Source organism: Nocardia albiluteola, assembly GCF_018860155.1.
In the GTDB taxonomy this organism is placed as follows: domain Bacteria; phylum Actinomycetota; class Actinomycetes; order Mycobacteriales; family Mycobacteriaceae; genus Nocardia; species Nocardia albiluteola.
The window spans coordinates 59,721-72,897 of the sequence record NZ_JAHKNI010000006.1; the positions used below are offsets into that span (position 1 = coordinate 59,721).

2 protein-coding genes are annotated in these 13,177 nt (G+C 68.9%); one reads left to right on the forward strand and one right to left on the reverse strand.

The window, feature by feature from the left end:
- Nucleotide 1: 1 nt before the first annotated feature.
- The gene (locus tag KO481_RS18880) at nt 2-11,752 is read right to left on the reverse strand and encodes a non-ribosomal peptide synthetase (RefSeq protein ID WP_245401170.1); all 11,751 of its coding nucleotides are present in this window, start codon (nt 11,750-11,752) and stop codon (nt 2-4) included.
- A 482-nt stretch (nt 11,753-12,234) separates the two neighbouring features.
- Between KO481_RS18880 and KO481_RS18885 the strand changes: the two genes are divergently transcribed.
- Nucleotides 12,235-13,176 carry a class I SAM-dependent methyltransferase gene (locus KO481_RS18885; RefSeq protein ID WP_215918516.1) on the forward strand — a complete coding sequence of 314 codons (942 nt, stop codon included), beginning with the start codon at nt 12,235-12,237 and terminating at the stop codon, nt 13,174-13,176.
- The last annotated feature ends 1 nt before the right edge of the window (nt 13,177 follow it).

The following is a 13,177-nucleotide window of genomic DNA, read 5'->3' on the forward strand; positions in this document are numbered from 1 at the left end:
GTCATGTCGGAGGGGTGGTTTCACCTGCCAGGTGTTCGTCCAGTGCCCGCGCGATGATCGGCAGTACGTGGGGTGTGGTCAGCTCGCAGTGTGTCGATTCCACGTCGTAGGTCGTGATGGTGCCGGAGACATACGGGCGCCAGCCGTCCGGGCCCATGACCTCCGGACTGTCCACGGTCGCATGGAAATAGACCATGTCGCCGTCGAAGAGTGGTCGCTGGTATCCGGTGGCACCGGTCACGGAGCTGTTGTAGGAGTTGGTGATTCGCTCGATGATGGCCTCGTCGATGATGGGTACGCCGATCCGGTCGCAGATCAGGTCGGCCGTCTCCTGGGCCGTCGCCTCGATGGGTACGTCGCCGATGCCGAACACCGAACCGAAGGTGTGCACGATCTCTCCGGCAGTGAGGGTTTCGGCGGCGTCGGGATCGGCATCTGTGCCCGACGCGTCGAGCAGGGCCAGCAGATCGACCGCCTCCCCGGCCGCCTGCAGACAGGCCGCCGCCGCGTGGGCGATGATGCCACCGAGCGACCAGCCGAGCAGGTGATACGGGCCGTTCGGCTGCACGCTGCGGATCTCCCGGGCGTAGCGGGCGGCGTATTCGTCGATAGAGCGCGGTGGTTCCAGCCCGCCCAGCTCGGGCGCCTGGAGTCCGTAGATCGGCCGGCCCGGCCGTAGTGTCTCCGCCAAACCCCAATAGCACCAGGATGTTCCGGAGGCCGGGTGGATGCAGAACAGCGGTGATCCGTCGCCGCCGGTCCGAATCGGCAACAGCACATCCAGCGGCAGCGTGCTCGGGATCGGCGGGCCCGATGCCGTGGCGTCCTGGACCGCCGCGGCGAGCCCGGCCACGGTGCGGTGCTCGAAGATCTGCAGCGGAGCGATCGTCATGCCCTGTGCCTTCGCCAGCGATATCACCTTGAGGGCCATGATGCTGTCCCCACCGAGGGCGAAGAACGAGTCGTCCGCGCACACCCGGTCCAGGCCCAGGACCTCGGCGAAGATCGCCGCGAGCCGCTCCTCGGCGGGTGTGTTCGGCGCCCGGTAGGCCGCGGCATCGGCCCCGAACACCGGCTTCGGCAGGGCGGTGCGGTCGAGCTTGCCGACGGAGTTGCGCGGGATCGCGTCCATCACGACGAAGGCCGTGGGAACCATGTACGAGGGCAATATCTGTACCGCGGCCGTGGTCAGCCGTCCCGGATCGAGTTCGGCGCCGGGCTCACCGACGACATAGGCCACCAGCGCCGGAGAGCCCGCGGGTCCGGCGACGCCGAGGGTGACGGCGAAGGCGACGCCCTCGAGGCGCCCGAGCGCGGCGTCGATCTCGCCGAGCTCGATGCGCAGCCCGTGGATCTTCACCTGGAAGTCCTCGCGCCCGGCATAGATCAGCTCCGGGACCGCGGCGTCGTCGTCGGTGGACGGAATCGCCTTCCAGCGCACCAGATCTCCCGTGCGGTACATCCGGTCGCCGGGCGCGCCATACGGATTGGCGACGAATCGGCCGGCGCTCGAGCCCGGGCGGCGATGATAACCGCGGGCGAGCGCGGGGCCCGCGAGATACAGCTCCCCGACCACGCCCGGCGGCACCGGGCCCAGTCGCCCGTCCAGGACCAGCGTGGCAGCTCCCCGGATCGGCCTGCCGATCGTGATCGGCGCGCCCGCGGTCAACGGCCGGGAAATCGTCGCCCACACCGTGAACTCCGTGGGGCCGTAGACATTCAGCACGCTGCGGCCCACAGACCACTGCTCGACCAGTTCGGCGCCGACCGGCTCACCCCCGACGACGAGCACCCGCACGTCCGGCGCCCCGGCCGGGTCGAGTGTCGCCAGCACGGTCGGCGTGACCGACACATGGGTGACGTGTTCTCTGATCAGCAGCGCATCGAGCTCGGCGCCGCCGAACACATCCGGTGGTGAAACCACCACGGCGCCACCGGATCCGAAGCCGGACAGCATCTCGAACAGCGAGGCGTCGAAGGCGGGCGAGGCCACCTGCAGCACCCGTGCGGTCTCGTCCAGGTCGAGTGACTCACGCAGCGCGGCAATCAGATCGACGACACCGCGATGGGTTACCGCGACACCCTTGGGCGTTCCGGTCGATCCCGAGGTGTAGATCATCCAGGCGGTGTTGTCGGGCCGGATGGGCCGCACCAGCTCGCCGGGGATGATCGGCGCGGCGCTCGGCTCGGGGCGGCCGCAGTTGCTGTCGTCGAGCGTGAGCCAGGCGACGTCGTCCGGCAGTGCCGCCCGATGGGCGCGGATGGTCAGGCCGATCGCCGCGCCCGAATCGGTGAGCACGTGCGCGATTCGGGCGGCCGGCTGGGTCGGATCGAGCGGCACGAAGCTCGCCCCGGTCTTGGTGACCGCCCACAGCGCGACCAGCAGCCGGGTGGACCGTGCCAGCGCCAGCACGACGACGGATCCGGCACCGATACCGTGTCCGATCAGTCTGCGGGCCAGCCGATTCGACTCGGTGTCGAGATCGCGATAGCTCATCGTGACGCCGTCGCAGACCACCGCCGGGCGCCTCGGCCAGGCCGCGGCCGTCGCCGTCAGCGCCGCGGGCAGCGTCACCGGCTGCCCGCCCTCGGGCCCCGCCACCGCCAGGGCCGCGGCGCGCTCGTTCTCGTCCAGTATCTCGGCGTCCCCGACGGCCACCGAGGCGTCGGCGACGAAGGTGGACAGCACCCGCTGCCAGCGCGCCGCCAACGATTCGGCGGTGTGCAGGTCGAACAGGTCGGTGGCGAAGCTCAATCGCACGGTGATGCCCGCCGGTTCGCCCGCCTCCGAAAAGCGCTCGCGCAGTGCCAGAGTCAGGTCGAAGGGGGACAAACCGCGATCGATGTCCTCCACCTGCAGCTGGACACCGGGCAGCTCCAGCGTCGGCTCGACGAAGTTCTGCAGCGACAGCAGGACCTGGAAGAGCGGATGATAGGCAACCGACCTGGTCGGGTTCACCGCCTGCACGATGCGCTCGAAGGGCACATCGGCGTTGGTGAACGCATCGAGGTCCACTTCCCGGACGCGGGAGAGGAAGTCGCGCAGCGAGACATCGGGATCGACGTTCGTGCGCAACACCAGCGTATTGACGAACATGCCGACCATGTCCTCCAGCGATTCCGCACCGCGCCCGGCCGCCGGGGTGCCGATCACCACGTCCCGGCCGGCGCCGAGCCGGGCCAGCACGATGGCCAGCGCGGCGTGCACGAGCATGAACATGGTGATCTTCTCGGACCGCGCGAATTTCACCAGCATGGAGTGCAATTCGGCATCGACCCGGAAGTCCAGGTCCGCGCCGCGCAGGGACGGCACCGCGGGGCGGGGCCGATCGACGGGCAGCTCCATCACATCGGCGAGCGAGGCGAGTCGCTGTTTCCAGAATCGAATCTGGCGGGCCGCCAACGACTCCGGATCCGCTTCGTCACCCAGCAGTTCGCGCTGCCATAGCGCGTAATCGGGATACTGCACGGCGGGCGGACGCCGGTCCGTGCCCTCGGGACCGGCCACGTAGGCCGCCATGATGTCGGCGGCGAGCGGGGCGGTCGACGCACCGTCCGCGCTGATGTGGTGCACGACGAGCACGACGACATGCTCGGCCGGGTCCGTCCCGGCGATCCGGTACACCCCCACCCGCAGCGGGGGTTCCTCGGTGAGATCGAAGCCCGACCATGCCAGTTCGCAAATTCTCCGGTGCAGCGGCGCACCGTCGTCCACGTTGGCGATCGTCAGGTCGAGCGGCACCGCACCGGCGGGCAGCACGACCTGATGCGGCCCCTCCGCGTCGGATGGGAACACGGTGCGCAGGCTCTCGTGCCGTCCGATCACATAGGCCACGGCGCGTTGCAGGGCTTCGACATCCAGCTCGCCGGTGAGCCGCAGCGCGACCGCGATATTGTACGCGGCGGATACCGGATCCAGCTGATTCAGTGCCCACATCCGTTGCTGCGCGGGCGAGAGCGGGATCCGGTCCGGTCGAATCCGCGGTACGAGCAGGGGGCTACCGGAAGCCCGGTCGGCGGCGGCCAGATGGGTGGCGAGCATCGCGACTGTCGGCGCGTCGAACAGGTCCCGTACCGTTGCGGCCGAGCCGAGTTCGAGGTTGATCCGCGCGACGACCCGCGTTGCGATGAGGGAGTCGCCCCCGAGTTCGAAGAAGGAATCGTCGACACCGATGCGTTCGCGGCCCAGGACGTCCGCGAATATCCTTGCGAGCGTGTGCTCCTCGGCGGTTCCCGACGCCCGATAGTGGTGGCCGTTGCCGGAGAAGTCGGGCGCCGGCAGCGCGTGACGGTCGAGCTTCCCGACCGGTGTCAGCGGAATCCGGTCGAGTACAACGATATTCGTGGGCACGAAGTGCGCGGGCAGCGTCGCGACCGCTCGCTCCCGCAGCCGCGCGAGGTCGGGCTCCGTTCCGGCTTCGGGAATGACGTAGGACACGAGCACCGTGCCTCCGGCCGGCCCGATCCGATCGACGGTGACGGCGAATTTCACCCGATCGTCGCGCGTGAGCACGGCGTCGATCTCGTCGAGTTCGACCCGCTGGCCGCGGATCTTGACCTGGGTGTCGTTGCGGTACAGGTACTCCAGCGTGTAGTCGCCGTCGGCCCGGCCGCTCCAGCGCACCACGTCACCGGTCCGGTACATTCGTTCGCCCGGGCCGCCGAAGGGGCAGGCCACGAACCGGCTCGCGGTCAGACCGAGCCTATCGAGGTACCCGCGTGCCAGCGCCGGACCCGCGAGATACAGCTCGCCCGCGACACCGGCGGGGACCGGCCGCAGCCACGGATCGAGAACCGTGAGCGCCGCGCCGCGGATCGGCCCGCCGATGGTGACGTGCTCGCCCGCGGCCAGCGGGGTCACGGTAGCCCAGACGGTGAACTCGGTGGGGCCGTAGAGGTTCACCATAGGCACGACGGCGGTCCATCGGCGCACCAGTTCGGGCTCGGTCTGCTCACCAGCCACGGCGAGCAGCCGCAGATCGCCGGTATCGGGCGGCTCCAGCGTCTCCACCACCGACGGGGTCATCGCGGCGTGCGTCACCCGCTCGGTCCGCAGCAGCCGGGTCAGCGCGGGCCCGGAGGAGACATCCGGTGGCGCCACGATCAATCGCGCACCGCAGGAGTGTGCCATCAGCAGCTCGAACACCGAGGCGTCGAAACTCGGTGAGGCGACCTGCAACACGCTCGCCGTCGCGTCGAGGCCGAGCGATTCCTGTTCGGCCGCGGCCAGATCGGCGAGCCCCCGATGCGTGGTGATCACGCCCTTCGGGGCCCCGGTGGATCCCGAGGTGTAGATCAGATACGCCGCGTGGGCCATCCGCAGCGGTGTCCGGCGGTCCGCGTCGGTGATCGGCTTGCGGGCGCAGGCGCGCGTTTCGCGCATGATGTCCGGGTCGTCCAGCCGCAACCAGTCGGTCGTGTCCGGCAGGGTCCGGCCGGTGGCGCTCAGGGTGATTCCGACACGCGCCGCCGAGTCCGTGAGCATGTGGTCGATCCGCTCGGCCGGATAGCTCGGGTCCACCGGCACGAATGCCCCGCCCGCCTTGGCGACCGCCCACACCGCACGGACCCATTCGGGCGAACGCCGCAGCGCCAGCGCCACGAAGACCTCCGGTCCGACGCCGCGGCGGATCAGCATGCGGGCGAGCTGGTTGCTGTCGGCGTCCAGCTGACGATAGGTCAGCGCGACATCTCCGCATCCGACCGCGATCGCGTCGGGGTCGAACGCCGCACCGGCGGCCAGAATGTCCGGAAGCAGCAGTGGCGAGACGGACGGGAGCCCCTGCCGTGCAAGCAGATCGGCGTCTTCGCAGTATCCCGCGACGGTGACCGGGGCCGAGGGGTTTTCGGTGAGCCGGCCGAGCGTCCGGACGAAGCGATCGCACAGCTGGCGCACGTCGGGCCGCACCGGGAGATCGGTCCTGGCGCGCAGGGTCACCCGGATCCCGCCGATCGTTCCCGCCTCACCCGGCGCGGGAACGACCATGAGGGTCAACGGATATGGCGGCGCATCGATGGTCACGGCATCGGTGAGCCGAATCCCGGTCGCCTCGATCGCCCCCGTCAGCGCCGCCAGGTCGATCGGATACGACTCGAAAGCGACCATGGTGTCGAACAATCCGGGCTGTCCGGTCCACCGCTGGATATCGGCGAGCCCGACATGACGGTGGTCCATCACCGCGGCCTGCTCGGCGTGAATGCGGGCCAGCAGCTCGGTCACCGGCTCGCGCGGGTCCAGGCCGATGTGCACCGGGACGGTGTTGATCATCAGCCCGACCATCTCTTCCACGTCGGGAAGTTGCGGTGGCCGAACCGATACCGCGGCCCCGAAGACGACATCGGTCCGCCCGGTGAGCTGTGCCAGGACCATTGCCCACCCCGCCTGGACAACGGTGTTCACCGTGGCCCCCGCCGCACGCGCGGCGGCGTCGAGGGCCGTGACGGTCTCGGCCGGCAGATCGATCGACACAGTGTCGCTTCCGTCGTCCGGGGAGCTCACCAGTGCCGGGACGACGTGGGTCGGCGATTCCAGCCCCGACAATGCCTGCTGCCAGGCCGCTTTGGACGCCTCCTCATCCTGCTCGGCCAACCAGGACAGAAACGGCCGGTACGTCCCGGCGGCCGGCGACGCCGAGGGCCCGGCCGAATTCCGGTACAGCACCAGCAGTTCGCGCAGCAGTAGCGGTCCCGACCAGCCGTCGAGCACGATGTGATGGTTGGTCATCACCAGGATGTACGTGTCGGTATCGGTGTGGGCCAGGATGAATCGCAGCAGCGGCGGCCGGGCCAGGTCGAATCTTGTAGTGCCGTCAGCCGCGAGCGCCTCGTTGAGCTCGCGTTCACGCTGACGCCGGTCGGCGATGACCGTCAAATCGAGTTCGTGGAAGGTGATGTCGGCATCGGCGAGCACCACCTGTCGCAGACCCTGCGCCGTTTCGACGAATCCGGTCCGCAGGGCGTCGTGGCGCGCGACCAGCGCCCGCGCCGCGGCACGCAGCCGGTCGTGCTCGACCGGCCCGGTGAGGGTGAACCGCGACTGCACCAGGTAGTCGTCGGGAGCCTCGGTGTCGTACCGGGATTGGAAGAACATCCCCTCCTGCAGCGGCGCCAGGGGCCACACATCGACGAGATTCGGATATTCCGGCTCCCACCTGTCGATCTGCGCCTGCGGAACCGGGGCGAGCTCGAAGTCCGAGGGGGTGTGGCCGCCGGCGCCGGCCGATCGCGCGTGATCGGCCAGCGCGATGATCGCGCACTCCCACAGTTCGGCCAGCTCGTCGACATCCGCCCGATTCACCAGCCGGGTGGCGAAGGTCCACGTCACCGCGAGAGATGTACCGTCGGCGGTGTTGCACACCGCGGCGGTGATGTCCAGGGCCGCCGACAGCGGCGCGCGGTCGTCGCCCGTGGTCACGAAACGACGTGGCAGCCATGGCTGTTCGTCCGGGTGGTCGGCGAGGTCGCCGGTCACGCCGCGGCCGAGGTAGCTGAATCCGATCGGCGGAGTGGGTGCGGCCTCGAGCGGAATTCCGTTCTCCACCGCGGGATTCCGCAGCAGGCCGAAACCGATGCCCCGGGCCGGCGCGGCGCGCAGCTGCTCCTTGACCGTCTTGATCGCGACGCCGGCGGCCGCGCCACCGGCGAATGCGGAGTCGAGATCGATGTCCGCGAGATCGACCACGACCGGATAGTCGTATCCGAACCATCCGAGTGTCCGGGTCAGGTCGGCGCCGGGCACCGCGTCGAGATCCCGGCCGTCGCCCCGCACCGTCACCAGCGTCGCGGTCCGGCCGTCGCACGTGCGGATTCGCCGGGAGCCCTGGGCCATGGCCAGGGCGGTCAGCAGGATATCCGCGGGCTCGCAATGGAATCGGTCCGCGGCGGTGTGCAGCAGGGTGTAGGTCGGAATCGGGCCGATCATCGTATGCAGCCGCGCAGCGGTCGTGAGGGTGTCGAGGTCCGGATCCAGCTCGAGGGTGTGAGCACGCGCCGCACCGGTCTGCAGAATCCCTTGCCACACAGGCAGTTCGATCATGTGCTCTGCGGTCCGCTCGGTCAGCCTGCGGGCCCAGCAGCGGAACGACGTGCCGACCGGAGGCAGTGGCGCGGGCCCGGCGTTCGCCCCGCCGAGGTTCCGGCATGCGGCGGCCAGGTCGGACAGCAGGATGCGCCACGATGCCGCGTCGACTACCCAGCGGTGCAGCACGATCCACAGCAGCGTCGGGCCGTCGTCCTGTTCGACGATCGCGTACCGCGCCACCACTCCCGCGGCGGGGTCCAGCAGGTCGGCCGCGCGCTGTACCTCGCGCTCGCACACCTCGTCGAGGTCCGCCACCGCCGACACGACGGTGATCAACGCGTCGGTATCGACCGAACCGCGCGGCCGCACGCTCACCGCCCATCCGTCGTCCTGTCCGTGCAGGCGCATCCGCAGGATGTCGTGGTGATCAGTCACCGCCTGCACGGCGGCCGCCAGCTGTGCGCGGTCGATTCCGGCCGGGAGAGCGACGAGCACGGCCTGGCCGAGCGATGTGTGGCGGTCGTCCGGGGCGAGCATCTCCCGCATCGCCGGGGTCGGGTCGATCGGTCCGACCCCGCCGCCCCGCAACTCCTCGGGCCCGCGGCCGTCGACGTCCACCGCCACCGCCGCCAGTCCCGCAATTGTCTTGTGCTCGAACACATCCCGCGCTGAAATCTGCAGGCCCGCGGACCGGGCCCGCGACAGCAGCACGATGGCCACGATGCTGTCACCGCCCAGCGCGAAGAAGCTGTCGTCGACGCCGACCGAGTCGAGCCCGAGCACCTCGGCGAACAGCGGCGCCAGCGTGATCTCGTGCGGGGTCGACGGCGCTCGCCCGGTGGTCGTCAGCGCCTCGAAATCCACTGCGGGCAGCGCGGCGCGGTCCACCTTGCCCGACGGGGTGTAGGGGATGGCGTCCAGCACCGTGATGACGGTCGGCACCATGTACGCGGGCAGGACGGTGCCCAGCGTCACCCGCAGCCGCTCCGGATGCACCTGTGCGCCAGGCGTTCCGGCGACATATGAGACCAGGGCGTTGCCGCCCGCGCGCGTCTCGACCCCCACGGTGACGGCGTCGTCGATGTCGGCCTGCCGGCGCAGCGCCGCGTCGATCTCGCCGAGGTCGATCCGAAAGCCGCGGAGTTTGACCTGAAAGTCGTTCCTGCCCGCATATTTCAGCGTCAACGCACCGTCCTCGGCCGACCAGCGCACGAGGTCGCCGGTGCGGTACATGCGAGCGCCGGAGCCGTGTGGATCCGCGACGAATCGGCCGGCCGTCAGGGCGGGGCGATCACGATATCCGCGGGCCACCCCGGCGCCGCCGATGTACAGCTCGCCGAGGGTGCCGAGGGGAACGGGGCGTAGCCACGAATCCAGCACCATCGCGGTCGCGCCGTGCACCAGGCCGCCGATCGTGATGGGCCGGTCGGTACGCAGCGGGCCGCTGAACGTGGAGGTGATGGTCGTCTCGGTGGCTCCGTAGGCGTTCACGAGCCGGCGTCCGGACCACATGCCCACGAGCTCGGGCGGGCACACGTCACCACCGACCGCGATGGCACGCAGGTCCGGCAGCTGGGCGGGGTCGAGCGTGGCGGCGACCACCGGGGTCGTATCGAGGTGGGTGACGTGATGGGTGCGCAGCAGCCGGGTCATGTCCTGCCCGCCGTAGGCCGACGGCGGGATCACCACGAGCCTCGCACCGGTCGCGAAGGCGACCAGCAATTCCTCGATCGACACGTCGAAGCTCAGCGGAACGACGTGCGCGACAACGGAATCGGCTGACACCCGGAGTGCGTCGCGGCAGCTCGCGACCTCGCTCGTGAGCCCCCGATGCGGAATCATGACGCCCTTCGGCGGCCCGGTGGAGCCGGAGGTGTAGATGATGTAGGCGAGGTCGTCGACGGTCGGGGGGCCGAGCAGTTCGGCATCCTCGAGTGGTGCGGAGGAACTCGCCGCGATCCGCTCCTGGGTGGGTCGCTCGTCGACGGCCGACCACCGCACGCGGTCCGGCAGCCGGTCCCGTACCGAGGTCACGGACAGGCCCGCGGTGGCCCCGCTGTCGACGACCATGTACTCGATCCGGTCGATCGGATCGGCCGGGTCGATCGGTACGAAGGCCGCCCCCGTCTTGGCCACGGCCCACACCGCCAGCACCGACTCGACCGAGCGCGGGATCGCGATCGCCACCGTCTGGCCGGGCCCGGCACCCTGCGCGATGAGTACCCGGGCCAGGCGGTTGGAATACTCGTCCACCTCGCGATAGGTCATGCTGCGGTGCGTCGCAGTGTCGTCCGCGGCCGAATCGACCGCTCCGACGAGGGCGATCGATTCGGGATCCATGGCCGCTCCGGCCGCGAGAATCTCCGCGAACGTCCGGGGCGTCTCCTCGGCTTCACCCTGGGCGGGGAGCACGAGCGAGCGCTCGAGATCGGACAGCGCGTCGAGGGTCACCAGCCGCGCAGTGGCGTCGGCGGCCAGGAATCGGTGCAGGAAGTCGAGGAACTGCGACCGGTAGGCGTGAAGTTCGTCGTCGCGATACAGGTTGGGGTTGGCCTGGAGGTCGATATGGGTGCTCTCGCCGCCGATGCCCGGATAGATGTTGACGAAAAGGTCGTCGATCGGCCCGGAGGTCAAGACGTGCAGGCGCCCGGTCACCGGGCCGAGCTGGATCCGGGTGTCCGCCATGATGAGGTTCACCGTGGGGCCGAAGGAGGCCATCTCGTCCATGCGCCACCCGAGGTCGCGCATGATGTCTTCCTGGCGGTACCGCTGGCGGCGCAGGGCGCCGGTCAGTTCGGTCTGGGTCAGGCCGATCACCTCGCCCACCGTCGCGTCGGGCCGTAACCGCAACCGCAGCGGAACCACATTCGCGATCATGCCGCCCGAGCGCCGCATCGATGCCGTGGTCCGTGCCGAGACCGGCAGGCTCAGGACGATCTCGGTCGCACCGGTCATGGTGCCCAGGTAGGCCGCGAACGCCGCGACCACGATGGGCGCGACACTCGACGATTGTGCGGTCGCGACCGTGCGCATCAGTTCCGCGGTCTCGCGCGGCAGCTCGCCGCCGGCCAGGATCGGGTGTGCGTCCGCGACCGCGGCCCGGCCGGCGAGGCTGACAGGATCGGCCATCCCGGCCAGGTGCTCGCGCCAATACTCCCGGTCGGCGCGGAATCGGTCCGAATCCCGATATGCCGCATCGTCTTCGACGATCCGCGCCAGATCGTCGGCGGTCGCCGGGGGCGCCGGGACCTCGCGCAGCGCGGCGTTGTACAGCTCGGCCGCGCGCTGCACCATCGCCAGGGCGCCCATTCCGTCGATCACGATGTGATGAAAGCGCAGATACCAGAAAGACCGTTCGTCCGACAAACGCAGCAGGGCCGACGAAATCAGCCGGTCACCCAGCAGATCGAGCGGCGCGGAATATTCCGCACGCATCCACGCATACGCGGCCGCCTCGGGATTCTTCTCGTGACGAAGGTCCAGCACAATATAGCCTTCGTACAGGGTGGTGTCGACTACCTGAATCAACCGATTTTCGGCCTCGATCAGTCGCACATATCCCGTTCCGAATTCCCGGCCGGCCTGACGTCCCGCATTCGCCGCCATTTCGGTATCGACCGGTCCGATGAGCTCGGCGAATTGCGCGATGGAGATCGGCATATCTCCGGCCAGTTGCTGGGCGAACCATATTCCCTGCTGCGCTGCGGACAGGGCGAACGCGCCATCGGACATCCCCGAACTCGACGGCATGGAAGGAATCAAAATTTGACGCATGATCAATCCAGTGTTCGAAGATCATGAAATTCGACACGGACAGGCCCAGGGGCTGCCCGGAATGCGGTGGTATGGGCGGTCCCGCGCCCGGTCTATGTGCCTACGTGTTCGACGCTGATCCGCAGGTTATGAGCGAACTCGCCCGGTCCGGGCATCCGGAGATTTTCCGCAGGGGGGTGCCGTCGCGATTTTTCATGGCGAACAGCTGCCAGGGCGGCGGATCGAATCTGCTGCCGGGTCTCCGTGCGTCCCACTTCCATCTACCCCGTTCCTCCGCCTGCCGGTGTGGCTACTACGGCTACTACACGGCAAGCTGGATATGCTGCACGACCCCCGACTGGACGTGCGGCAAGTGGCTATACCTAGCAGCATAGATGCTGGCTATGGGTTGTCTAGGGGTATTTAGTCCCAAGTGAGGAGGCGTAGGCGACCCTTATTCTTTGATCGCGGACGCATTGCTCGGGGCAACGCTGTGCATCCTTGCAAATTTCGCCCGGGCGCCGGGGCGGGTGCGCGAATCGCCGGTGGCGCGAAGGCGGGAGAACTATCCTGTATACACCCGTTCGCGCGCGGTGACGGTCCACCGGCGCGGGCGGCAATCGTGGCTGTCCGACACTCGGGAGTCGCGAGTTGGCGATGGCCCGAAAGCAGCAATCCGACGACCTTCCTTCTCCACGATCTGCGAGGCCGGAATGAGCACCCCAGCGAACGTTCCCGTGATCGGCGCCAAGTGGGTTCGGCGGACCCGTTTCATTTATGACCGCGCGTCGAGGTTCTACGACCGTGGGCAGCATAATATGATCAGTTTGAAGCGGGCGGCCGTGTACGAGATGGATCTCCATCGTGGCGACCGCGTGATCGCATTCTGCTGCGGGACCGGCCTGGAATTCCCGTTCATTCGGGACCGCATCGGGCCGGAGGGGGAGATTCTCGGCATAGACTGGTCCGAGGGCATGCTTTTGCAGGCGTGGCGCAGAATCTCGGACAATGGATGGAAGAACGTCGAGTTGTACCGGGGAGACGTCGGCGCGATACCGGAGAGCGTCCTCCGGGCGTCGTCCTATGACGCGGGCATATGCACTCTCGGGCTATCGATGGTGAGTGAGCCGGAGCGGGCCTTCCAGGCATTGAAGAGTGCCGTGCGGGGCGGCGGCCGGATCGTGATCGGCGACGTCTGCTCATTCACCGGCCTGCGGTCCGCATTGAACCCGATCAGCACGGTCATGGATCTGATCGCCGGCAATACGCACCGCAGCCCGGCCCGCAGCCGGGCATTCGCGGAGGAATTGTCCTCGGAGCTGTTGAATACGAAGCTCGAGTGGTATCAGGGCGGTTCCTATTACGTTGCCTCCGGCGTCCGCCCCGAGGCCGCCGGCGCGTAGC

Bases quoted from the DNA above. Each gene is read 5' to 3' on its own strand.
- KO481_RS18880 (WP_245401170.1), bottom strand. From the start codon at position 11,752: ATGTCCGATGGCGCGTTCGCCCTGTCCGCAGCGCAGCAGGGAATATGG.